This is a genomic window from Arthrobacter sp. ISL-72 (assembly GCF_018613755.1).
Taxonomy (GTDB): domain Bacteria; phylum Actinomycetota; class Actinomycetes; order Actinomycetales; family Micrococcaceae; genus Arthrobacter.
In genome coordinates, this window is sequence record NZ_JAGGPP010000023.1 from 59715 (window position 1) to 82963 (window position 23249).

General features: G+C 67.6%; 18 protein-coding genes. 11 read left to right on the forward strand and 7 right to left on the reverse strand.

The features are described 5' to 3' along the window. Window positions 1–80: 80 nt before the first annotated feature. On the forward strand, window positions 81–788 hold the full coding sequence (locus J7I92_RS18200) for a FadR/GntR family transcriptional regulator (RefSeq protein WP_214842831.1): 708 nt from the start codon (window positions 81–83) through the stop codon (window positions 786–788). A gap of 38 nt (window positions 789–826) precedes the next feature. Here the strand turns inward: J7I92_RS18200 and J7I92_RS18205 are convergent, their stop codons facing one another. After that, window positions 827–1318, reverse strand: coding sequence for a MarR family winged helix-turn-helix transcriptional regulator (locus J7I92_RS18205; protein ID WP_214842833.1), 492 nt, complete (start codon window positions 1316–1318; stop codon window positions 827–829). Window positions 1319–1455: 137 nt separating this feature from the next. On the opposite strand from J7I92_RS18205, the gene ribA reads away from it, so the two are divergent. Together ribA and J7I92_RS18215 are read left to right on the forward strand one after the other, a co-directional pair. Next, window positions 1456–2160, forward strand: coding sequence for a GTP cyclohydrolase II (ribA, locus tag J7I92_RS18210; protein ID WP_285290129.1), 705 nt, complete (start codon window positions 1456–1458; stop codon window positions 2158–2160). Beyond that, complete coding sequence (locus J7I92_RS18215; RefSeq protein ID WP_214842834.1) at window positions 2157–3371, forward strand: acyl-CoA dehydrogenase family protein; 1215 nt, start codon at window positions 2157–2159, stop codon at window positions 3369–3371. Before ribA ends, J7I92_RS18215 begins: the two co-directional genes overlap by 4 nt. Before the next feature lie 40 nt (window positions 3372–3411). On the opposite strand, the gene J7I92_RS18220 is transcribed toward J7I92_RS18215, so the two are convergent. The 4 genes from J7I92_RS18220 to J7I92_RS18235 all read right to left on the reverse strand — a co-directional run bounded on the left by J7I92_RS18220 (window position 3412) and on the right by J7I92_RS18235 (window position 7207). Further along, window positions 3412–3990: a hypothetical protein gene (locus J7I92_RS18220; RefSeq protein WP_214842835.1), complete on the reverse strand. Its 579-nt coding sequence runs from the start codon at window positions 3988–3990 to the stop codon at window positions 3412–3414. 81 nt (window positions 3991–4071) lie between these two features. Then, on the reverse strand, window positions 4072–4929 hold the full coding sequence (locus J7I92_RS18225) for an SDR family oxidoreductase (protein WP_214842836.1): 858 nt from the start codon (window positions 4927–4929) through the stop codon (window positions 4072–4074). Window positions 4930–5338: 409 nt separating this feature from the next. Then, entirely contained in the window at window positions 5339–5998 is a 660-nt protein-coding gene (locus J7I92_RS18230) for a class I SAM-dependent methyltransferase (protein WP_214842837.1), read from the reverse strand. Between the two features lie 57 nt (window positions 5999–6055). Further along, the gene (locus J7I92_RS18235) at window positions 6056–7207 is read right to left on the reverse strand and encodes a DUF6226 family protein (RefSeq protein WP_214842838.1); all 1152 of its coding nucleotides are present in this window, start codon (window positions 7205–7207) and stop codon (window positions 6056–6058) included. Window positions 7208–7340: 133 nt separating this feature from the next. On the opposite strand from J7I92_RS18235, the gene hrpB reads away from it, so the two are divergent. The 8 genes from hrpB (at window position 7341) to J7I92_RS18275 (ending at window position 20511) form a co-directional block, all read left to right on the forward strand. Then, window positions 7341–10058 (forward strand): ATP-dependent helicase HrpB, encoded by a 2718-nt coding sequence (gene hrpB / locus J7I92_RS18240; protein WP_214842840.1) that lies wholly within the window; start codon window positions 7341–7343, stop codon window positions 10056–10058. Between the two features lie 110 nt (window positions 10059–10168). Then, a complete protein-coding gene (gene helR, locus J7I92_RS18245) occupies window positions 10169–12355 on the forward strand; it encodes an RNA polymerase recycling motor ATPase HelR (RefSeq protein ID WP_311380424.1) in 2187 nt (728 codons plus the stop codon). 102 nt (window positions 12356–12457) lie between these two features. After that, window positions 12458–13063, forward strand: a complete 606-nt coding sequence (locus J7I92_RS18250) for a PadR family transcriptional regulator (protein ID WP_214842842.1) — start codon at window positions 12458–12460, stop codon at window positions 13061–13063. A 152-nt stretch (window positions 13064–13215) separates the two neighbouring features. Continuing rightward, window positions 13216–13368: a hypothetical protein gene (locus J7I92_RS18255; RefSeq protein WP_214842942.1), complete on the forward strand. Its 153-nt coding sequence runs from the start codon at window positions 13216–13218 to the stop codon at window positions 13366–13368. Window positions 13369–13479: 111 nt separating this feature from the next. Next, window positions 13480–15660: an elongation factor G-like protein EF-G2 gene (locus J7I92_RS18260; RefSeq protein ID WP_214842844.1), complete on the forward strand. Its 2181-nt coding sequence runs from the start codon at window positions 13480–13482 to the stop codon at window positions 15658–15660. 124 nt (window positions 15661–15784) lie between these two features. Continuing rightward, a complete protein-coding gene (locus J7I92_RS18265; RefSeq protein WP_214842846.1) occupies window positions 15785–17329 on the forward strand; it encodes an MDR family MFS transporter in 1545 nt (514 codons plus the stop codon). 28 nt (window positions 17330–17357) lie between these two features. Beyond that, a complete protein-coding gene (locus J7I92_RS24250; protein WP_214842848.1) occupies window positions 17358–19889 on the forward strand; it encodes a PEP/pyruvate-binding domain-containing protein in 2532 nt (843 codons plus the stop codon). Beyond that, complete coding sequence (locus J7I92_RS18275) at window positions 19882–20511, forward strand: TetR/AcrR family transcriptional regulator (RefSeq protein ID WP_214842850.1); 630 nt, start codon at window positions 19882–19884, stop codon at window positions 20509–20511. The genes J7I92_RS24250 and J7I92_RS18275 overlap by 8 nt, the downstream gene beginning before the upstream one ends. Here J7I92_RS18275 and J7I92_RS18280 read toward each other — a convergent pair. Both J7I92_RS18280 and J7I92_RS18285 read right to left on the reverse strand, forming a co-directional pair. After that, window positions 20508–21185, reverse strand: a complete 678-nt coding sequence (locus tag J7I92_RS18280) for an alpha/beta family hydrolase (protein WP_214842852.1) — start codon at window positions 21183–21185, stop codon at window positions 20508–20510. The two genes, J7I92_RS18275 and J7I92_RS18280, sit on opposite strands and share 4 nt — an antisense overlap. A gap of 17 nt (window positions 21186–21202) precedes the next feature. Further along, a complete protein-coding gene (locus tag J7I92_RS18285; RefSeq protein WP_214842854.1) occupies window positions 21203–23119 on the reverse strand; it encodes an amylosucrase in 1917 nt (638 codons plus the stop codon). Between the last annotated feature and the right edge of the window lie 130 nt (window positions 23120–23249).

The window sequence follows — 23249 nt, forward strand, 5'->3', positions numbered from 1 at the left end:
CCTAGCCTCCTAGACACTAGGTGTCTTTGTCAATAGTTCTCCGGTACTCTTGGGGTTCAGGACTCCGTGAAAGGATGCACATGGCAAAGCAGAGGGCAGCCCAGCAGATTGCCCGCGTTTCCCGGCCCCGGCTCTATGAGCAGCTGGTGGAGCAACTGCTGGACTTCATTGAAGCCGCCGAGTTGGGCCCTGGAGATACTTTGCCTGCCGAACGGGAGCTCGCCGAGCGGCTGGGCGTTTCGCGCGCAACGCTGGCGCAGGCCCTGGTGGCCTTGGAAGTGCTCGGCGTCATCGATGTCCAGCATGGCACCGGAGCGGTCCTGGTCTACCGGCCCAATGTTCCGTCCGTAATCAAGGGGCTGCGCGACCACCGCAATCGCCTCCCGGAGATCGTCGAGGCGCGAAGCACTCTTGAGGTGAAACTTGCTGAGCTGGCCGCGGTCAGGCGCAGCGACGAGGACATGAAGGCCATCGATAAGGCGCTGGAGGCGATGGCCGATGAAGTTGCCTCGGGGGCCCGGGGCGCCCACGGCGACGAGCTGTTCCACCAGGCCGTCACTGCCGCCGCACACTCCGCGGTGCTGGCCCAGTTAATGACCTTTATCGCCGGAATGGTCTTGGAAACGCGTCTCGAGTCGCTCGGCCAGCCGGGACGCCCGGAGCAGTCCCTCGCTTCCCACCGCAAGATCGCCGACGCGATCCGGGACCAGGATCCGGACGCGGCTTCCGCGGCGATGCAGGAGCACATTGACCTCGTCTCTGATGTGGCGCTGCTGAAGAACGCGTAAGTCGGCCTAGCCGCGGAGCCTATCCTGGCCGCCTTACGCTAGCCGGCGCCGCTGCGGGGGCAGCAGAAGGTGTCGATGGCGCGCATAATGCGGTCCCCGATGTGGCCGAGCTGCCGGCACTGCGCCTTGGTCAGGGGATCGAAGACAAGGTTACGCACAGCTTCGACATGCCCGGGGGCGGTGTGAACCACCTTCGCCCAGCCGTCCTCGGTGAGGATAGCCAAGGTAATGCGGCCGTCCGAGGGGTCCGGGGAACGGTGCACCCAGCCACGCTTTTCAAGGCGGCCGACGACCTGGGACAGGCGGGGGAGGCCTGATTCGATGAAGCCGGCCAGTTCGCTCATCCGGCGGGTCCGGTCCGGGGCTTCGGACAGTCCGGCGAGGACCATGTACTCAAAGTGGCTTAGCCCGGCATCCCGCTGGAGCTGGGCGTCAAGGGCGGCAGGCAGCCGCATCATTACGCCCACCAGCGAACGCCAGGCCTGGCGCTCGTCGTCGCTCAGCCAGCGGGGTTCCGGAGTGGATTCCATGACGCAAGAATACCCCAGTAACTTCAAGTGTGAAGTTTTATCAGATCAAAATCACTTGCTTCCTTAACTAATGGCCTGTACGGTTAACTTTAATCTTCAAGTAATTGCGATCCTTCCACATTGATTGAGGCCACGAGATGACCGTTGTGTCAGAAACTCTCATGCCGCCGGCCAGCGCGTTGAACGCGGCAGCGGTGCGCAGCCGCGTCACCGTCCCCCTGCGGTTCCCGGACGGCTTCACGTCCACCGCAGAGGTGCTGACCTTCCACGGGCTGGTCGACGGCAAGGAACACCTGCTGCTGGCCTTGGGCAGCTGGGAGCAGGCTCTGCTGGCTGCGGCGTCGGGAGGCCGCGGCCCGCTGGTCCGGCTGCACAGTGAGTGCCTGACCGGCGACGTCTTTGGCAGCGAACGCTGTGACTGCGGTCCACAACTGCGGGAAGCCGCGGAGGAAATCACGGCGGCCGGCGGGTTCCTGCTCTATCTCCGGCAGGAGGGACGGGGAATCGGCCTGTATTCCAAGCTTGACGCCTACGCCCTGCAGGACACCGGTCTTGACACCTACGAAGCGAACCTGGCCCTGGGCCACGGCGAGGACGAGCGCGACTACACGGCCGCGGCCCAGATGCTGGCTGCCCTGGGTGCCACCAATGTCCGGCTGCTGACCAACAATCCGGACAAGAGCGCTCAGCTCACTGCACTGGGCATTGGCATTGCCGAACAGGTCCCTACCGGCGTTCATGTCTCGCCCGCCAATCACCGCTACCTGGCCGTCAAGCGCGACCACACCGCGCACACCCTTACCCTTCCGCACCTGGCCGGAAACCGGCAGGACAACGCATGACCACCTTGCCCGCCGACGTCGTTACCTTTTGGGAGACTACTGCCGCCGGTCCTGTCCCCGGCCACGACGAAATTCTTGCCCGCGTGGACGCGCTCATTCCCCGCTTGCGCGACCGCGCCGAGGAGACCGAGCACCTGCGCCGCCTTCCGGAAGCCACCATAAAGGACCTGAAAGAGGCGGGAGTCTTCAACGTGCTCTCGCCAAGGGCAGTCGGGGGATTCGGCATGGGGGTGGAAACCTATGTTGAAGTTGTGCGCCGGCTTGCCCGGGGATGCCCTTCCACCGCGTGGACGGTCGGACACCTCATCGAGCACGTCTGGATGCTCGCCCGCTGGCCCGGCGAAGTGCAGGACGAGGTGTTTTCCGACGGGCCGGCTCCTCTGGCCGCCGCCACCGGCGCACCGGCGGGGCTGGCTGCCAAAATTCCGGGCGGTTATTCCATCACGGGCCGTTGGACTTTTGCCTCGGGAGTAATGCACTCGGACTGGGCACTGCTGGCCGCACAGCACGGGGACGTCCGCCTGCAGTGCCTGGTGCCGGTGTCCGACGTCGAGTTATTGGACGTGTGGCACACCGCCGGACTCAGGGGGACCGGCAGCAACGACATCCTGGCGGAGGAGCTGTTTGTCCCGGAGCATCGGACACTGCAGTGGTCCCTCCTGGCCGCCGCGGACAACCCCGGAAGCCGGATCCACCAGGACCCGATGATCCACACTCCCATGGCTACGCTGCTGAACATGGTGGCGCCCGCCGCCGCCCTGGGGGCGGCGGAGCACGCCGTCGAATTGTTCCGCGAGCGGGTTCTGGTGCGGAAGGTCAAGAACTCCCGGGAGGACCGCCAGGCGGATTCGCCGCTCGCGCAGGCGCGCTTCTCGCACGCGTACGGGCTGGTCGCCACGGCGCGGCTGCACTGGGAAGAGGCGGTCCGGGTGGTGGCTGCCTCCTATCGTCGCCGGACCGGGACAATGTCTGATGAGGAGCGGGCCAGCTACCGCCTCTCGCTGGCGCTCAGCGGCGAGGCGTCTGCGGAAGCGGTGCGTCTCATCATGGCGGGATCGGGAGGAAGCGCGCACCGGCTGTCACATCCGCTCCAGCGGATCCAGCGCGACGTCGACGTTCTGCTGAACCATCCGACACTGACCATGGACCCGATTCTCGAGCAGGCCGGCCGGGGACTGCTGGGACTCGGGTTCACGACTCCCGCGTTCTAGCCGGGCCCGCTTCGGCAGCGCGGGTGAGCCGGGCCGCCGGCTATTGCCCGGGATCCGGGAGCAGCTGACGGTTACGGATTTGTGAGCGGCCAAATTCCATGGTCACAGGTTCAATTTCCCACGAGCCGCGCCCCTTCGGGCTTCCGATGGCAACGTGCGGCAGCCAGTGCGGGGATCTGAAACCCAGGGAGCGCGAGCTGAGGATAAAGTCATCCACGTTGTCCACCAGCAGCCCCGTCAAGAGGCCGTGGAGAGCCTGGACGAGGGAAACCTGAAAGTCATGCACGTGGTCCGGCACACTGACTTCAAGTCCGGCCACGCCGCCGCCGCCCAGCACGATCAGCCGGTCGGCGCTGCCGGAGAAGCCGTCCAGCACCGGCAAGCCGTCCAACCAGGCAACCGTGCTGCGCATGGCTGATGCAACGCCGGTAAAGCCCTTGGTCCACTCTGCGACGTCAACGGCGAACTCTTCAAGGACCCCGATGTGCAGCAGTGTCAGGTGGAGTCCCCGCTGCCTGCGCAGGGCACGGACGTAGTTGCCAAGTTCCTCGTAGTCGGAGGGGCCGGAGCCGATGCTGAGCACGGGCGCCTCCACCGTGATGCGCGGAATCGCATTCATTCCGGCCCCTCCTGACTGCGCTCGCTGTGGGCTATCGATGCCATTATGCGCCGCGGCGCGGCTGCCTGCCCACGAAAGGGATCAGCCGGCGAGTGGACGCAGGCCCTCAAGCAGGGGAGTCGTGGGGCGCCCGGCCAGCCGCGAGAGGTCGCCGGTTGTCAGCTCGAGTGCTCCTTGCCGGATGTTCCCGTCGAGTGCGGCGAGGAATCCGGCCGTTGCGGGGTCAAGGCCTGCAGCCTCCAGTGCAAGGACATGTTCCTCGGACGTCACCGCGCCATAGCTGACGCTGCGCCCGAGGACGGTGGAGAAGGCGGAGGCCAACTCCTCGTAGGTCCAGGCGTGGTCGCCGGACAGTTCGTAGACGCTGCCTTCATGCCCGGGCGTGGTCAGTACGGCGGCGATCGCGGCGGCGTAGTCCGCGCGGGTGGCGCTGGCCACGCGGCCCCCGCCTGCGCTGCCCAGTACAGTTCCGGTTTCGCGGGCAGTGAGCAGCGCGGCCGCGTAGTTCTCCGTGTACCACCCGTTGCGGAAGAACGTGAACGGAAGGCCGCTGGCCCGGATGCGCTCTTCGGCCTTGACGTGGTCCGGTGCCAGGACAAGCGGAGTGGTGTCAGCCGCCAGGACGCTGGTGTACAGGATGTGGCCAACCTTGGCCTGCACGGCCGCATCGATCACGGCTTCATGCTGCGCCGTACGGTTCTGGATGTCGTTACCGGAAATGAGGAGGAGGATGTCGCCTTCGTTCAGGGCCGCGTTGACACTGGCCGGGTCGTTGTAGTCCAACTGCGCCGTGTTGACACCGCGCCCCGCCAGCTCCGTGAGCTGGTCCGCTGACCGGCCCGCAGCCACGATCTGCCCCGCGGGTACGCCGCGGCCCAGCAGTTCCTCCACGACGAGCCGTCCCAGCTGGCCGGTTGCTCCTGCAATAACAATGGACATGAGGTTCTCCTTGATTACGGGCGCCGCCCTGGTCGGGGCGCCTTCCGTAATGGCCAACCGCCCTCGAAAGGGAACAATTCCGGCTTTGGATCACGCACTTTTAAGTGCAATAGGCACCTTCAGGTAAGTCATGGGCAGGGCTGTGGTCGGGGATGGCAAAGTCGGTAATGACGTCGGTCCCTCCCGGTCGGTACGGACGGGACCCGTCAGTGGGCATCCGTTGAGCCGGAGCTCGTGCGCGCAGTCCTCGACGGCGCGGATGGATGCCGGCGAAGGGCTCCAGCAGGATGGTCCGGGACGTCCCGTTGGCGTCCACAGCTGTGAGTTCCGCCGCGAGGACCGTCGCGAACAGTCTTGTTAGCCCTAACAGCTGGAATTACTGGAGACTAGGCGGCGCCAACTTTTCCTGTCAATGGAGCAGCTGCTCCGGCCTCTCGACGAGGACAACCGCCTGCGGTATCTGTTCAAAACCGCGGGGTTCGCGGGTCATCTGGGCAACCGGTCTGAAACCTGCGGTGGCCAGGTGGTCGGTGACGGTGGCGGGCAGGAAGAGCTGCGCCTCCATTGAGACGTCGTGGCCATAGGCGCGCGAAATATGCCGGGTGCCCTCGCCGGCCTGGAAGCTGACCAGTGCATATCCGCCAGGGGCAAGGACCCGAAAGAACTCTGCGAATACGCCGGCGAGGTCGTGGGGCGCCGAATGAATGATGGAATACCACGCGAAGACTCCCCCCAATTGCGCATCGGCGTAGGGAAGATTCGCCAGCTCCGCCACCTCGAAGCCGAGCCCGGGATGGCTGCGCCGGGCGACGTCGATCATTCCGGCGGATGCGTCAATCCCGGCAGCGTCGATTCCCAGGGAAGTCAGGAAGCGGGTCATCCGGCCAGTGCCGCAGCCAACGTCGGCCACTGGCCCTCGGTTGCAACCCTTCACATGAGCGGCGAAGGCTTCGATCATTCCGCGGTCCGCGGGCGCTTCGAAGCCGGCATCAGGCAACAGCTTCGAATAGCTTTCCGCCACGGCGTCATAGGCCGACCGGACGCTGGCAAGAGGGTCATTAGCATCCATGTGCCAAGGCTACCGCGGGCTCGGCCGCGGCCCACTGCCTCGACTGAGGACAGGTCCTCAGTGCCTGAGCGGCCACGGACGCCATCCGCCGGTTACCTCGCGCAACCGGGCCTCTGCGTCCTGCAGGCGGGCGGCGTCTACAGTTTCTACGCCGCCACTTCCGCTTTCGGAACCGCTTCCGTCGAAAGCGGCCAGCGCATATTCCCTCCACCGCCGGCTGCCGACAGGATAGCGTTCGCTGTATCCGCCCGCTGCGACCGTGAGTACCAGCATCTCCATCCGGTCCGCTGACGATTCGACCGTTTCGTCGCACGCATCGCAGCCGCAAACAGGAAACGGGAAGTCATGCAGCACACCGGCATGGATCAGGACACCCGGATACCCGGTCAGGACAAACGTCAGGGACGCTGTTCCGGACATACGGGGCGTGACTTTGATGGCCTGAACCACCTCGCGGGCCTCCATCACAAGCTCCGCAGCATGACCAGGGTTGCCATCCACATCGATGTCGTAGACGGCGGTCAGGTGAGCGATAAGCGCCAGGGCCACGCTGTGAAGCCCTGCGAAACGTTCGGCATGGCTGAGCACGCTGTAAGAATCCGCCGCCGGACCGTCGGCACCCCATCGGTTGCCGTACGGGATGGCTGCACCTCCGGGTGAGTAGTACTTCGCGGTTGGCAGCGGCGGCCGGACATAGCGGGCCCGGCGTGGCCCCGGTGAAACCGGTCGGAGCGCGGGGGCGGGTGATCCTACTTCTTCGCGGGCCCAGTCCGACAGCACGGAAATGAGCATGCTGACGGCGTCGTCGTCGGCACTGCGCAGGGCCTCTAGCAGCCGGCTGACATCGAATTGCTTCCGCCGGTTTCCAGCCAATGGCGGACTGCCCTCGTAGGCGGTCCACTGTGCATCCGGCCTCAACCCGACGATGGCATTCCCGGCGAACACAGCCGCGGCGGCACTCACGCTGTTTTCGTCATGTATCTCAGCACCGAGCTTGTGCAGGAACCACATCAGGCGCGCCGGATCGGAGGCCAGCTTTTCCGCCGCTACGCCATGGCGGGCGCAGAAAGCGATGAATGCCGAATAGCCGGCGGCATGCCTGACCTTGGCTAGGCCGGGTTGCTCCGGCGCGTAAAGCGATGCACCGCGGGCCATCGGCTCCGGCAATTCGGCGGGAAGCCCCTCGAACAAATCCTCCATGGACCCCATAGCGCGATCCTAGTCTTCGCGGCTTGATCTTTCCCGGGCATTCCTGATCGCTGCGTTTCAGCCCGCCGTCTCCGACGCGTTCGAGCCGTCCGGACGAGCCAAGGCACTCCAGCAAACTTGGCACAATGGAGTGGTGACTTCACCGCTCCTTCCGCCGGCCGCCGCACGCCCCGACCACCCCTTCGATTTGTCTGTTCTCGGCGCGGGCCTGGCCTTTGCCGCGTCGCTGGGAGAGCTGGCTGACGCCCTGCGTGCGGGAGGCCTTGCGGGAACCGCCGTGGTCCAGGCGCCCCCGGGCACGGGTAAGACCACACTGGTTCCGCCGCTACTCGCGAACATTGCATCCGCCGCCATGCCAGCTGCCGCAAGTGCTGCAGCCACCGGACGGAGTGGCCGCCGCCCGCGCATCGTGGTGACCCAGCCGAGGCGCGTCGCCGCGCGTTCGGCGGCGCGCCGCCTGGCCGCGCTGGACGGCAGCCGGCTCGGGGACCGCATCGGCTATACGGTCCGCGGCGAACGCGTGGGCGGTGCGGGCACCCTGATCGAGTTCGTCACGCCCGGCATCCTCCTGCAGCGGCTCCTCAGCGATCCGGGCCTGGAAGCGGTGGACGCCGTGATCCTGGATGAGGTCCACGAGCGCGGACTGGAGACCGACCTGCTGCTCGGACTCCTCGCCGAGGTCCGCGAGCTGCGCGGCGACCTCACGCTTGTCGCCATGTCCGCCACCCTGGATGCCCCCCGCTTCGCCGCCCTCCTCGGGAGCAACCTGCCAGGAGGCAGCCTCCCCGGGCAAGGGCCGGAAATGAACCACGACGGCGGCACCCCGGCTCCCGTGGTCGACTGTCCGTCCGCGCTGTATCCCTTGGAAACCGAGTGGGCGCCGGCCCCGGTGGCACGGCTGGATGCCCGGGGAGTGACCCGCGCATTCCTTGACCATGTGGCGGATACCGCGGGGGCAGCGCATGCCCGGGCGCTCGCAGCCGATCCCGGGGTGGACGCCCTGGTTTTTGTTCCCGGTGCCTGGGAGGTGGCGCATGTCGCCGGCCGCCTCCGGGGCCGGGTGGACGCCGACGTCCTGGAGCTGCACGGCCAGGCCAGCCCGGCTGAACAGGACCGCGCGGTGTCCGGCCGGGAACCTGGCGCACGGGCACGGATCATCGTCTCCACCGCGCTGGCCGAGTCCTCCCTGACCGTCCCGGGAGTCAGGCTGGTCATCGACTCCGGCCTGTCCAGGGAGCCGCGGCGCGACACGAACCGCGGCATGTCCGGCCTCGTGACCGTCTCCTGCTCCCGGGCATCTGCCGAACAGCGCGCCGGCCGCGCCGCACGCCAGGGTCCGGGCAGGGTGGTCCGGTGCTACGACCAGAAGGCCTTCGGGGCGGCCCCCGCCCACCAGACACCGGAAATCGCGGTGGCCGACCTGACCGGAGCAGCGCTGGTCGTTGCCTGCTGGGGATCACCCGGCGGGCGCGGCCTCGCCCTCCCCGACTCCCCGCCGAAGGTTGCAATGGACGAGGCCGTCGAGGTCCTCCGCGAGCTGGGTGCGGTGGGACCGGACGGCCTGGCCACGGACCTGGGAAGGACCCTGGCCCGTATCCCCGCCGACCCGCGGCTGGCCCGCGCCCTGCTGGACGGCGCCGCAAGCGTCGGCCATCGGATTGCTGCGGAGACGGTCGCAGTTGTCTCCGGAGATCAACGCCCGCCCGGCGCCGACCTCACCCAGCTGCTGGCCACACTGCGTTCGGGCAAGGATCCGGCCGCCCGGCGTTGGAAGGAAGACGTCAAGCGGATGGAAGCCATCGTGCGCAAGGAAACCGCCGCCGTCGAACACTCCCGCACCGCCCCGCCGGTGACCGCCGCAGAGTCAGTCGGATTCGTCGTCGGGCTTGCTTTCCCGGACCGGGTGGCGCGCCGGGTACCGGGCGAAGGGGAGCGGTACCTGCTGTCCTCGGGCACCCGGGCCGGACTTCCGGCCGGCAGTCCGCTGTCCGGGCATGACTGGCTGGCTGTCGCCGAGGTCTCGCGCGCGGAAGGCCGCGACGCGGCCGGAACCGGCGCCGTCATCCGTTCCGCAGCGCCATTGGCCGCCGACACCGCGGAGGCTGCGGCCCGGCACCTGCTGGGCGAAACCGTGGAAGCCGGCTTCGGGCAAGGACGGGTGACGGCCCGCCGGGACCGCCGGTTGGGCGCCATCCTGCTGTCCTCGACGCCGGTGCGGCCGTCAGCCGCCGAGGGGCGGACCGCCGTCGCCCGTGCACTGGCCAAGGAAGGGCTGGAAAGCATCGGATGGTCGACGGCGGCGGACGCCTTGCGCCGCCGGCTCGCGCTGCTGCACCGCGTACTCGGTGATCCCTGGCCGGACGTTTCCGAAGAGGCGCTGCTATCCCGGCTTGACGACTGGCTGGCCCCCGAGCTCGAAGCGCTTGCCGGCGGGGCTGCCACGGCCGGCGTCGACCTCGCCGAACCGCTGCGCCGGCTGCTGCCGTGGCCCGACGCCGCCCGCCTGGCGGAACTGGCACCGGAGGCGCTGGACGTGCCGAGCGGTTCCCGGGTCAGGATCGACTACCCGGATACGGAGCACGACGACGGCCGGCCGGTAGTGGCGGTCAAACTGCAGGAGTGTTTTGGCTGGGCTGAAACGCCGAGGCTGGCGGGCGGAAGGGTTCCGGTGCTGTTCCACCTGCTTTCACCGGCAAGGCGGCCCCTCGCGGTGACGGATGACCTCGCGTCCTTCTGGTCAGGACCCTACGCGCAGGTGCGGGCAGAGATGCGCGGCCGCTACCCGAAGCATCCCTGGCCGGAGGACCCGTGGACGGCGCCGGCGACTGCCCGGACCAAGAACAGGATGTAGGTCGACCGGGGGATTGATCCGGAAAGGGGAACAAATCCCTCCTTACTTTCAATCTATAGGGCACCCGGGCGCTTGCCGCAAGATCCGGGTACCGGCGCAGAATTGATGGCGTGCCCCTGACCGCCAGCGCTTTCAACCTTCCCGAGAACCTTGCACCCAAGGCCGAGCCGGCGCTGATCGCCGAGGACGAGCGGCACTTCGCGGCCGTCGCAGAGAGCCTCGAGCGCTCAATGACCGAGCTGTCGGACCATCTCGATGCCGTGCGCAGGGCGCCCGGCCGCCTAGGCCAGGAGGCGCTGGAACGGGATGTGGAGATCCGCCGGCTGACGGCCCGCTTGCGAGCCCTGGGCCGCTTCGGCCCAGACCTGTGCCTCGGACGCATCGTCAGCGCGGACGACCCTGAGCCCGTGTACATCGGACGGCTTGGCCTCACCGACAGCGACGGCCGCCGGCTGCTCATCGACTGGCGCGCCCCCGCAGCTGAGCCGTTCTTTGGCGCGACCCACGCGAATCCGATGGGGCTGGCCAGCCGCCGCAGGTACCGTTGGACCCGCGGCCGGATCAGCGACTACTGGGACGAAGTTTTTACCATGGACGGCACAGCCGCATTGGAAGGGGACGCCGCCCTCGAAGACCTGTCCGCCTTCATCGCCAGCCTGGGCAGCAGCCGGTCAGCCCGGATGCGCGACGTGCTCGGAACCATCCAGTCCGACCAAGACGCCATCATCCGCGCTCCTTCCCGCGGCGCCCTTGTGGTCGACGGCGGTCCGGGCACGGGGAAAACCGTCGTCGCACTCCACCGCTCCGCTTACCTCCTCTACTCCGATCCCCGCATTGGCCACCGCGGTTCCCACAGCAAAAGCGGCGTGTTGTTCATCGGCCCGCACCGGCCCTACCTGGCCTACGTCGCCGACGTCCTGCCCAGCCTCGGCGAGGAAGGGGTGCAGACCTGCACCCTGCGGGACCTCGTCCCCGAGGGCGCCGCGGCAGCGGTTGAAGCCGACCCGGACGTAGCCCTCCTGAAGTCGTCCGCAGCCATGGTGAAGGCGATCGAGCCGGCCGTTCGGTTCTATGAGCAACCGCCCGCCAGCGGGATGGAGATCGAGACACCGTACGCCGACATCTGGCTCAGCGCCGACGAGTGGGCCGAGGCGTTCGAGGCACCGGCCGCCGGCACTCTCCGCACAACGAGGCGCGTGATGAAGTCTGGAAGGAGCTGCTCACCAATCCTCGTGGACAGGCACGATGACGATGACGTCCCCGACGACGTGCTCCGCAGGGCATTGGCGCGGAACGAGGAGTTGGCTGACGCATTCAGCAGGGCGTGGCCGCTGCTGGACTACACCGACCTTGTCGGCGACCTCTGGTCGGTGCCCGCCTATCTGCGCCTGTGTGTACCCGGACTTCGCCCCGAGGAGGTCAGGAAGCTGCAGCGCCGGGCCGCCCAAGCCTGGACCACTTCAGACCTGCCGCTCCTGGACGCCGCCCGTCAGCGACTCGGCGACCCCGAAGCATCACGGCGCCGGCGTCGGCAGGATGCTGCCGTCGCCGCTGAGCGGGAACTCATGGACCGCGTGGTGGAGGACCTGATTGCTGCCGACGACTCCGAACTCCGGGTGATGTCGATGCTCCGCGGGCAGGACATGCAGGACAAATTGGTCGACGACGGTGCACTGCCGGCCGCTGACCCGGACACGCTCGCCGGGCCGTTCGCCCACGTCGTGGTGGACGAAGCGCAGGAGCTGACCGACGCAGAGTGGCAGATGCTGCTGCTCCGATGCCCGTCCCGGAGCTTCACAGTGGTCGGGGACCGCGCCCAAGCCAGGCATGGATTCAAGGAGTCGTGGCAGGAGCGCCTGAACCGGGTCGGATTTGCCAACGTGAACCTGGCAACCCTCAGCATCAACTATCGAACGCCGGAGGAGGTGATGGCGGAAGCCGAGCCGGTCATCAGGGCCGTGTTCCCGGACGCGAACGTCCCGACCTCCATCCGCAGCACCGGTGTCCCCGTCGTGCACGGATCCACCGCCGGGCTGGGCTCGGTCCTGGGCACGTGGCTCGCCGAGCACGCCGACGGTACGGCCTGCGTGATCAGTACGAGCGACGTCAGGCCCGGTTCGTTCCGGGGAATGTCCCGGGTCAGATGGCTGACCCCGGAGCTGTCGAAAGGGCTTGAATTCGACCTGGTGGTCCTCGTCGACCCGGAGGCTTTCGGCACGGGCATCGAAGGCGCCGTGGACCACTATGTGGCGATGACCCGGGCGACCCGCCAACTCGTCATCCTCACAGCGCCGTGAGGTTCTGCGCTGCATCGGACTCTTGACGGGCGATACTTACCGATATATCGTTAAGTATCGCCGATGGTCGGTGACGACAACATTCGGAAGGACGATGCCACCATGAAAGGCATTCACGACAAATTTTCAGACAACGGCCCGGATAGGGGACGGTTCGAGCGCGGCCGGGGCCGCCGCGGGCCCCACGGGCACGGCGGGGGCGGGTTCGGCGGAAGGGGTTTCGGTCCAGGCTTCGGTCCAGGCTTCGGTCCCGGCTTTGGACCCGGAGGTTCCCGGCGCGCCAACAGGGGCGACGTTCGCTCCGCAATTCTTTCCCTCCTGGCGGAAGCCCCGTCCAACGGGTACGGGCTGATCAGGACAATCGCGGAAAAAACGTCCGGGGCCTGGCGTCCAAGTCCGGGTTCGGTCTACCCGACGCTGCAGCAGCTTGTCGACGAGGACCTCATTACCCCCGTTGGTGAGGGCCGGCGCACAGAGTTCACCCTCACTGAGGCCGGCAAGGCTTACGTGGCAGAGCACGCCGAAGAACTGGGCAACGCCTGGAACACCGATCCCGAGGGCACCGGACCCGCGTTTCACCAAAGCGTGGGAAAGCTTATGGGCGTCATTCACCAGTTCAGGGTCGCGGCTACCGATGAACAGCGCCAGGCCGCCGTGGAGAAGATCGACGAAGCCCGCCGCGCGCTCTACCTCATCCTCGCGGAATAACTCCCGCGGGGTAATCGGGGAAGTGTCCAAAGGGGAGGCGTGAGGATACTGATACACGCCTGAAACCTGACGTCGTGGCGGTGAAACATTGCACCTATACGCTCGTTTCTACCTGGACGTAGTGGTCCACGCAGCGAACGGAAGGACACACCATGATGATGCTTTTGAGCAACTTGACGCTCTCCCTTCATTCCGGCTGGAAGGACCGGGATCCTCACGCAGGAGGGTCCGGCGCCTTGGGCGCATTCCCCAGCGGCCAGCTGTCATCCACGCCCTGGGAAGGCTGGTGGCACGACGAAGCCTGACCGGTAACCAAGGGCAACACCTCTTCCTCTTGAAGTTCGGCGGCCTCAGGGTGTCGAATCGTCTTACAGAGGCCGCGCGGCGGCTCACGACTAAGACGCCTGGAGTTGCTCATGTCGGTAAAAGGCACAAATGGCCGGGCCAAGAGCCCGGCCCGCGGAACCTCTGAGACCCGGCGGGCGGACGCCTCCGCCGGGGCTCCTGCCGACGCACCGGAGAAAGTCCGCAACGTGGCACTCGTGGGGCATTCAGGCGCGGGAAAGACAATGCTGGTGGAAGCGCTGCTGGCGGCAACCGGCGTCATCTCACGGATGGGATCGATCGAGGACGGGACAACTGTCAGCGACGCCGAGCCCTCCGAGGTGCACCAGCAACGCTCCGTGGTGCTCTCCGTGGCGCCACTCGTGGTGGAGGGCATCAAGGTCAACCTCCTCGACACACCGGGCTACGGCGATTTCACCGGCGAACTCCGGGCAGGTCTGCGGGGAGCGGACTCAGCGCTGTTCGTAGTGTCGGCTATCGACGACATCGACGCCGCCACTACGGCACTATGGGCCGAATGCGACCAGGTAGGGATGCCCCGGGCGGTGGTGATCAGCCGCCTGGACCACCCGCGCGCGAACTTCGAGGCGGCGGTGGCCGCCTGCCAGCGCGCATTCGGAGACTCGGTGGTGCCGGCCTATCTTCCCGTCCGCACAGGCGCTGCCACCAGCGGGCTGCTCGGACTGCTCTCCGGAACCGTTTCGGAGTACGCCGCCGGGTCGTCAACACCGACCGTCCGGGCTGCCACCACCGACGAGACCGCCGTCTCCGAAAGCGCACGCGGGACGCTCATCGAGGGAATCATTTCAGAGAGCGAAGACGAAACCCTCATGGACCGCTATCTCGGAGGTGAGGAGATCGACGTCGACGCCCTCGTCACCGACCTGGAGACCGCCGTCGCCCGCGGAACGTTCTTTCCCGTGCTGGCGACGTCCGCCGAAACGGGACTGGGCATGGCCGAACTCCTGGATATGCTGACCCGCGCATTTCCCTCACCGCTGGAGCGCACACTCCCGCAGGTGACCAGCCTTTCGGGCGCCCCCGCAGCGGCGCTGGCGTGCGATCCTGCGGGCCCTCTTGCCGGCGAGGTGGTGCGCACGACCATTGACCCTTTCCTGGGCCGCGTCTGCCTGGTCCGCGTCTTCTCCGGGACTTTGCGCGAGGATTCAGCCGTGCACGTCAGCGGGCGGGGGCTGGCCGAGCGGGGCCACGAGGACCATGACAGTGATGAGCGCCTCACCCACCTCTACTCCCCGGTGGGGTCCAACCTCAAAGCGGTGCCTTACTGCGTGGCGGGGGACATCTGCGCGATCGCCAAGCTGGCCAGCGCCGAGACCGGAGACACCGTATCGGCCAAGGACGACCCAGTGCTGATCGTTTCGTGGGACATGCCGGAGCCCCTGATGCCCGTGGCCGTGGAAGCGGCCTCCCGCAGCGATGAGGACGCCCTTGCCAAGAGCCTGGGGAAGGTGGCGGCCGGGGACCCCACGCTGCGGGTGGAACGGAATTCCGAAACCCACCAGCTGATCCTGTGGTGCATGGGCGAAGCCCACGGGGAGGTGGTGCTGGACAGGCTGCGCGAGCAGGGGGTCAAGCTGCAGACCGTGGACGTGATTACGCCGCTGCGCGAAACGTTCGCGGCGCCGGCTTCAGGCCACGGACGGCACGTCAAACAGTCCGGCGGCCATGGCCAGTACGCCATCTGCGACATCGAGGTGGAGCCGTTGGAACGCGGCGCCGGCTTCGAGTTCGTTGACAAGACCGTGGGAGGCGTCATCCCGGGGCAGTACATCGGCTCGGTGGAGAAAGGTGTCCGGGCCCAAATGCAGAAGGGGGTGTCAGCGGGCTTCCCGGTGGTGGACATCCGCGTGACACTGACCGGCGGGAAGGCGCACAGCGTCGACTCGTCGGACGCGGCGTTCCAGGCAGCAGGGGCGCTGGCCCTGCGGGAAGCGGCAGCCGGGGGCCGGATCCAGCTCCTTGAACCGGTCCTGGCGGTGACCATCAGTGTCGCCGATGACTATGTGGGCGCGGTGATGAGCGATCTCTCGTCCCGCCGCGGCCGGCTGACCGGAACAACGTCGGCCGACGGCAGCGGCACCGAGATCAGCGCCGAGATACCCGAGCAGGAACTGCTCCGCTACGCCGTGGAGCTGCGGGCACTGACAGCCGGCACCGGGCGGTTCCGCCGCACCTACCTGCGCCACGAACCCGTGCCGCCGAACCTGGCCCACGCCGGGTCGAAGTCCTGAGGACAGGGCGCACCGCTCCTCTACTGCAAGGCCGCCCCCGCCCTGCAAAGCCGCCCCTGTACGGCGCAACCGGACCGGCGTACGTTTAGAGAACTAGACGTTCTCTAAACTCCCGGGCCAGGCCATGGATCGAACCGAACACCCGCCACTGCTCACAGCCGGCGTCCGCAGGGCGCTGCCAGGCATTCTCCTGGTCATGTTCCTCGGCGCCCTGGACCAGACAGTTATGGCTTCGGCGCTGCCCACCGTGGCGGGGGACCTCCGCGGGCTCGACCAGATGCCGGCAATCATCACGGGCTACCTCGTCGCAGCCACCGCCGCCATGCCCCTGACCGGAAAGCTCGGCGACGCGTTCGGACGCAAGAAGGTTCTGCAGGCTTCTCTGGTGGTCTTCATCCTCGGGGCGGCATTGTGTTCCCTGGCCCAGTCCGTCCCGGAACTCATTGCCTACCGAGCCGTCCAGGGAACCGGCGGCGGCGGCCTCATGATCGGAGCCCAGACAGTCATAGGGGAGCTGGTCAGCCCCCGGGACCGCGGGCGGTTCCTCGGCATCATCGGGGCCGCCTTCATTGTGGCGGCGGTGGTCGGGCCGCTGGCCGGCGGTGCCGTGGTGGACCATCTGTCCTGGCGCTGGATTTTCTATTTTTACGTGCCCCTCGGCCTTGCCGCCCTGGCCGTCGTGACCCTTACGCTCCGGCTTCCTGCCCCGCCCGGCGGCCGGCACGTCGACTATGGCGGCGCTGCGTTGCTGAGCCTTGCCATCGTGTCCGTGATTCTGCTGTGCAGCACCGGGAGCTACGCCGGCCCGGCCTGGGTGGTGCCCGCCCTCGTTGTGCTCAGCGTGCTGTCGCTGGCCGGCTGGATCTTCGTCTCCCTGCGCACGCCGGACCCCATCATCCCTTTGGCGCTGTTCCGCGACGCAGCTTTCGCCATCCCGACGGCCGTCAGCTTCCTGCTCGGCTTCGCGATGTTCGCCACGCTGAGCTACCTGCCTGCGTTCCTGCAGGTGGGCATGGGCATGTCCGCCACCGCCTCCGGAGGCATGCTGATCGCCCTGATGGCAGGAATATTGATCACGACGGCGGCGTCGGGCGCGCTGATCACCAGGACCGGCCGCTACAAGCTCTATCCCGTGGCCGGGACACTGCTCGCCGTTCCCGGAGTCTGGCTGTTCAGCACCATGGATGCGGGCAGCAGCCCCTGGTCCGTGCTCTTTTCGATGCTCCTGCTCGGGCTGGGGATCGGACTGGTGATGCAGGTGATGGTGCTGGTGGTGCAGAACGCCGTGGATCGCCGTGACCTGGGCGCCGCAACGTCCACCGTGACGTTCCTGCGGCAGGTGGGAAGTTCGGTGGGCGTGGCCGTGCTGGGCACCCTCATCACCGTTCGTTTCGCCGCCGCGGTGCCCGCCCCCGTGGCCGCCGGGCTGGGGGACCGCATCCGGTCACTGACCCCGAAGGCCCTGGAGCAGCTGCCGCCGCCGGACCGCGCCGCGGTTGCCGAGGCGTTCGGGCACGCACTTCCGCCGGTGTTCGGGTACGCGGCGCTGGTCCTGGCCGTGGCCTTCGTGCTGACCCTCTTCCTTCCCGAGCGGGAGCTGCGCACCACCGCCCACGCAGATACTGTCCACGATTCCGACCCCACGCCCGGAGGAGCCCCCCATGACTGAACAAAAGCCAGTGACCGAGCAACAGCCAATGACTGGGCAAAGGCCGATCATAGAGAAGGCGACAGCGCCGCTGGACGATTTCCGTATGGCCGACATCGACGCCGCCGGCGGAAAGGGTGCCGCCCTCGGCGAACTGCGGCGGCTGGGATTCCCGGTGCCGGCGGGATTCATCATCACCACCCGCGCCTACCGGTCACTCCTGGCAGAAACAAGCTTGGGCGCCGCGCTGGATGAGCTGCTGGGGGCGGCCTCGGAAGAAGAGCCCGACGGCGCCGCGATCCGCACGCTGTTCGCGGCCACCGCGATGCCGCGCAGCCTGCGGGACGAGATCGCTGCGGGGTACGCCGCCCTTGGCGGCGGTGCCGTGGCCGTGCGGTCCAGCGCCACCGCGGAAGACCTGCCGGGGGCGGCATTCGCCGGCCAGCAGGACACCTACCTGAACGTCCGGGGCGAGGAGGACGTGCTCCGCGCGGTTGCAGACTGCTGGGCCTCGCTGTGGACCGACAGGGCCATCGCCTACCGCCGGCGCCAGGGCATCCGCCCGCACGAAGTGGCCATCGCCGTCGTCGTGCAAAACATGGTGGCGGCCGAAACCGCCGGGGTCATGTTCACCGCCCATCCCGTCACCGGGGAGCGCAACGAGATTGTGCTGGAGGCAAGTGCGGGGCTCGGCGAGGCGGTGGTCTCGGGGCGGGTCACACCGGAGCGCTATGTCCTGGACCGGAACGGGAAGTCGCTCAGTTTTACCCCCGGGGGCAGTGAAGTGGTGATCAGCGCGGCCGAATCCGGCGGGACCCGGGAGGGAGCCGGGAGGGCCGGAACCCGGCCGCGGCTGGCTCCGGACCAGCTGGCCGAGCTGGCAGCCCTGGCCCGGCGCTCTCAGGAGCATTTTGGCCGCCCCCAGGACATCGAGTGGGCCGCCGCCGACGGCCGCATCTTTATTCTGCAGTCCAGGCCGATGACGGCGTTGCCGCCGCAGCCGCAAAAGCTCAACGCCTTCCAAAAGAAGGTGGGGCCGTTCTTTGTGGAGATGTTCCAGGAGCGGCCCTATCCGCTGGACGTTTCCGGATGGATGAGCCGGGGGATCCTGGCCATGCTGCACCGGATGGCGGGAAGCATGGGTGTGGTCTTTCCCGGGGTCGGGCAGCTGCTCCCTGAGGAGGACGGAGTGGTGGTCCGGCTGGTGCCGCCGGTGCCGCGGCCCACCATCCGCACCTTGGCTGCGCCCGTGTCCGTTGTCCGGCGTGCCAGGCAGTTCAGGACCGCCGAATGGACCCGGGACCCGAGGTTCTCCGCCTTCCTGGGCCGCGTGCAACGGCTCAATGAGCAGGAGCCGGCCCTGCTTCACTGGGCCGGCGTGGTGGGGATGGCCGAGGACTGCTTCACCACGATGCGGGACATCACGGACTTGCGTATCTCCTACCTGCCGGGGATCTTCCTGCCGCAGCTGAGGCTCCGCGCCATGCTGCTCCTGCTGGGAAAGCTCAAACTGGCCTCCGCGCTGGTGGCGGGGGCGGAAACCCGTACAAGCCAGGCCAACCATGCCCTGGAACAGCTGGCCGACATTGCACGCGCGGACCCCGCGCTGGTGCGCGCCTTTGACGGCGTCAACGAAGCCCGCCTGCCGCAGCTGGTGAACCAGGAGCCCGCCCATGCGGCCTTCCGCCATGCCTTCGAGGAGTTCCTGGCCGAATACGGCAACCGCGAAACGGTCAGCGTGGTGCTGAGCAGCACGCCCACCTGGTCCGACGCTCCGGATGTGGTCCTGGGGCTGGTGAAGACGATGCTCGGTGAACGCCACCAGGCGGCCGACCAGACCGGGGCGGCCCTGGCGGAACTGAAACGGCACCCGGTGCTGCGTTTCGGGCCGCTGCGGCGGCGGGTGCTTGCCGCCGTCGAGGATGCACGGCAGGGGATGGCGTTCCGGGAGGACAGCCACTTCTACGCCACCAAGCTCATTCCGCCGCTGCGGCGCGCCTACCGCGACCTCGGCCGGCGCCTTGTTGACGCCGGCGTGGTGGACACTGCCCAGGATGTCTACCACCTGCGGTTCGAGGAACTGGCGTCTATCCGGGACAACGACGACGGCGGGACCCTGCCGCCGTCCGTCCGGGAACGCTACCGGCCGCTGGTGCTGGCCCGGGCCGCCAAGCGGCGCGAACTGGACGGCATCCCGCTGCTGGACCAGGCCCTGCTCTTTAGCGGCAAGCGGCAGGTGCCCGGGGCCCTCGTCTCAGGCACGCCCGCAAGCCGGGGCCGTGCCGAGGGGCCCGTGCGGGTGATCCACGGGCCTGCCGGGTTCGGTCAGCTGCGCAGCGGCGACGTCCTGGTCTGCCCCTATACGAATCCGTCCTGGACGCCGCTCTTCCAACGCGCCGCCGCCGTCGTGGTAGACACCGGCGGGACCGGCTCGCACGCAGCAATCGTGGCCAGGGAGTACGGCATCCCGGCCGTCATGGGAACCGGCACCGGCACCAAGATCCTGGCCACCGGGCAACGGGTGGTTGTGGACGGAAACACCGGCGCGGTCCTGCCCGCCGCACAGGACGACGGTGCCTGACGAGGCGGCAGGCCGGGACCACCGCACCCTGCCGCGCCGCCGGGGGGCAGCGCTGAACAGCGCCATCTTCGAAGCAGTGTGGGCGGAAATCGCGGAGCACGGCTATGCGGCGGTGACCATGGACGGAGTGGCCGGACGGGCCCGGGCCAGCAAGGCCTCGCTGTACCGGCGGTGGCCCGGACGCGCGGCCCTGGTGCTGGAAGCGGCCTACGACGCGATGCACGGGCCGGAGTCCGTGCCCGACACGGGAAGCCTGCGCGAGGACGCCCTGGCGGTTCTGCGGCACGCGGCGCGGCAGCTGAACGGCCCGGTGGGGCAGGCTCTGCGGGGGCTGCTGGGTGAGACACTGCAAAATCCGTCCGTTGCCGCCGAAGTCCGGGAATACACCCGCGGCAACGTCGGCAGGGTCATGCACGCGATCATCGAACAAGCCGCGGCGCGCGGCGAATGCGATCCGGCCCTGGTGACGGATCGCAAAGTCGAGGCGGGCCCGGCCCTGCTGCGGCAAAGGTTCATATTCTCGGCCCTGCCCCTCGACGACGACTACCTTGTCCAAGTGGTTGACGAGGTGATGCTGCCGCTGCTGGGCGTCTGCCCGGATGTGGTGGCCGGCGATCCCTAGGCGTGCGAGCGGAGGTAGGCAGCGACCGGGGCCGCCACGGAGGCACCGATCTCTTCCGCGCTTCGCTTGTTGCCCTTGACCGCAAACGAGTGGTCTCCGCCCTCGTACCAATGGAGGGTCGCGGCGGGGCCGATCCGGGCAAGCACACCCTCCAGAAGGTCAGGGGTGGCAAAGGTGTCCCGCGTCCCCTGCAGGAACAGCATCGGCAGGGTCAGCCCGTACAGGTGCTCGTCGCGCAGTTTCTCCGGCTTGCCCGGGGGATGCAACGGGTAGCCCAGGTAGACCAGCCCCGCCGCGGGCATTCCCTCCGCAACCGCCATTGACGCCATCCGGCCACCGAACGACTTGCCGGCCGCCCACAGCGGACCGTCGTCTGAATGCTTGGCGGCCTGGGCCGCGGCCTCGTCCATGGCGGCACGCCACGCGGCTATCGCAAGGGGCGGCCGGTCCGGGAACTTCCGCCCGGCCTCGCGGTAGGGGAAGTTGAAGCGCAAGGTGGCCACGCCGTCGTCATTCAACGCCTTGGTGAAGCCGCCCATAAAGGGATGCTCCATGCCCGCGCCCGCCCCGTGGGCGAGGACGAGCGTTGCGAACGGGTTGTCCGGCCGGGCGTAGATGCCGGAGACCCGGACGTCGCCGACGCTGATGGAAACGGAGGACTCGGATGAAGGCATGAGTCAATGATGCCGGATCAGCTAGTTCCCGCGGTGACCCTGAGCCACACGAACTCCTGCGGCCCGAGCATGATCCCTTCGCCGATCCGAACCGTGCCCCCAGTGAGGATATCCATCCCCTCGGCGGCGAAGCCCGAAAGCGTCTGCGCAGTGATCGCCTGGTGACCGTCGCTGAAATTGGCGAGCACCAGGATGCCGGTTCCGTCTCCGGGCCGCTGGTACCCCAGTACGCCGCGGTTGTTCGTGTTGAAGTGCACCAGCCGGGTGCCGGCGAACTCCGGAGTCCGGGACCGCACGTCAATCATCTTCCGGAGCCCCTCGAACACCGCACCCTCGGGCGTTGCCGGGTCGTGGCGCTTTGCGTAGCGGTCGGCGGGGTAGTGCGGACGGTGCACCCAGCGGCTGTCCGCCCCGTGCCCCTCCTCCAGCGCGTACCCGTAGTCGTTGAGCTGGCCCACTTCGTCGCCCAGGTAGAGCAGCGGGATTCCACCCGCGCTGAAGGCCACCGAATGGGCGAGCAGGATCCTGTCCACCGCCTGCGCGGTTCCCTCCTCCAGGCCGCACAGCGACGCGGTTGTGCCCGAAATGCGGCAATCACCCGTCCGCGGGTTGTCCTGGAAGGGGACACCGCGGGCGAAGCTGCCCGGGAAACGGTTGACGTAGAAGGCATTCAGGAAGCGGCGGTGGTCGAAGCCGTTGATGCCAAGCTCCGCCGCGTCCTCGTCCGCGAAAGTCCAGCCGATGTCGTCGTGGCTCCGCACGTAGTTCACCCACGACGTTCCCGCCGGGATGTTGTGCCGGCGTTCCAGGGCCTGCGACAGCAGCGACACGTCGCGCGTCGCCATCGCCTCCCAGATCAGCGCCATCTGCAGCGGGTTGTAGGAAATCTGGCACTCGGCGGGGTCAATGTACAGTGCAACTTCGTCCGGGTGGACAATGGCCTCGGATTTGAAGAGCAGCGATGGCGCCGCGAGCCGGCAGACGGCGTTGAAGGCCTGCAACAGGGTGTGGGCCTCAGGCAGGTTCTCGCACGGCGTCCCCAGCTGCTTCCAGATGAAAGCGACGGCATCCATCCGCAGGATCTCCACGCCCTGGTTGGCAAGGAAGAGCATCTCGCCGGCCATGGCCCGGAAGACGTCCGGATTGGAGTAGTTCAGGTCCCACTGGTACGTGTGGAATGTGGACCAGACCCACCGGCCATCGGGCATTTCGATGAAGGAACCCGGGTGATCCTCCGGGAAGATCTCCCGAACGTTCTGTTCGAAGGCGTCCGGCATGATCCTGTCCGGATAGATCCAGTAGTAGTCACTGAACTCCGGGTCGCCTTTCGCAGCACGCCGTGCCCAGTCGTGTTCGTCGGAGGTGTGGTTGAAAATGAAATCCACCACCAGGCTGATGCCGTTGGCCCGCAATTCCGCGGCCAGCGCCCGAAGCTGTTCCATGGTGCCGAGTCCGGGGTTCACTTCCCGGTAGCTGGAGACCGCGTAGCCGCCGTCGGAGTGGGGTTCGGGCGCCAGAAACAGGGGCATGAGGTGCAGGTACGTGAGGCCGAGTTCTTTGAAATAGGGGATCCGGGCGCGGACTCCCTCAAGATCCTCCGCATACCGGTCCACGTAGCAGACGCCGCCGAGCATGCTGTTGGAGAGGAACCAACCCTCGTTGGTGTCACGTTGGGCATCCACGGCCTTGAGCTCCGCGGGGCGCTCGTACCAGGAGCGGGCGGTCTGCGCGACAAGTGCGCTCAGCTGCTCCTGGATGTCGGGGCGTCCTCCGTACAAAGAGTGGAAAAGCCGGTACAGCTGAGGGAAGTGGCGGTCGAAGCGCTGCAGGAAGTCGGCGTTGTCCCGCCCCCCGGTCATCAGGTCCGCCTCCGCACGCAGGGCATTCAGCGCACTCTGCTCCGGGGCGTGGTGCACACTTGCGGCCTCAACCATGGAACGCGTCTCCTTTGACAAAATTTTCGGGCCGCCGTTCGGCCGCCGGTAGCTTCACATCCTTACAGACGGACCCGGACGTGCCCAGCGGACCGAACATGTTTCTTCCTTTCCGGCGGCAACTGCTGAC

Coding starts and splice junctions, on each gene's coding strand:
- J7I92_RS18200 (WP_214842831.1), top strand. CDS start 81: ATGGCAAAGCAGAGGGCAGCCCAGCAGATTGCCCGCGTTTCCCGGCCC.
- J7I92_RS18205 (WP_214842833.1), bottom strand. CDS start 1,318: ATGGAATCCACTCCGGAACCCCGCTGGCTGAGCGACGACGAGCGCCAG.
- ribA (WP_285290129.1), top strand. CDS start 1,456: ATGACCGTTGTGTCAGAAACTCTCATGCCGCCGGCCAGCGCGTTGAAC.
- J7I92_RS18215 (WP_214842834.1), top strand. CDS start 2,157: ATGACCACCTTGCCCGCCGACGTCGTTACCTTTTGGGAGACTACTGCC.
- J7I92_RS18220 (WP_214842835.1), bottom strand. CDS start 3,990: ATGAATGCGATTCCGCGCATCACGGTGGAGGCGCCCGTGCTCAGCATC.
- J7I92_RS18225 (WP_214842836.1), bottom strand. CDS start 4,929: ATGTCCATTGTTATTGCAGGAGCAACCGGCCAGCTGGGACGGCTCGTC.
- J7I92_RS18230 (WP_214842837.1), bottom strand. CDS start 5,998: ATGGATGCTAATGACCCTCTTGCCAGCGTCCGGTCGGCCTATGACGCC.
- J7I92_RS18235 (WP_214842838.1), bottom strand. CDS start 7,207: ATGGGGTCCATGGAGGATTTGTTCGAGGGGCTTCCCGCCGAATTGCCG.
- J7I92_RS18250 (WP_214842842.1), top strand. CDS start 12,458: ATGAAAGGCATTCACGACAAATTTTCAGACAACGGCCCGGATAGGGGA.
- J7I92_RS18255 (WP_214842942.1), top strand. CDS start 13,216: ATGATGATGCTTTTGAGCAACTTGACGCTCTCCCTTCATTCCGGCTGG.
- J7I92_RS18260 (WP_214842844.1), top strand. CDS start 13,480: ATGTCGGTAAAAGGCACAAATGGCCGGGCCAAGAGCCCGGCCCGCGGA.
- J7I92_RS18265 (WP_214842846.1), top strand. CDS start 15,785: ATGGATCGAACCGAACACCCGCCACTGCTCACAGCCGGCGTCCGCAGG.
- J7I92_RS24250 (WP_214842848.1), top strand. CDS start 17,358: ATGACTGGGCAAAGGCCGATCATAGAGAAGGCGACAGCGCCGCTGGAC.
- J7I92_RS18280 (WP_214842852.1), bottom strand. CDS start 21,185: ATGCCTTCATCCGAGTCCTCCGTTTCCATCAGCGTCGGCGACGTCCGG.
- J7I92_RS18285 (WP_214842854.1), bottom strand. CDS start 23,119: ATGGTTGAGGCCGCAAGTGTGCACCACGCCCCGGAGCAGAGTGCGCTG.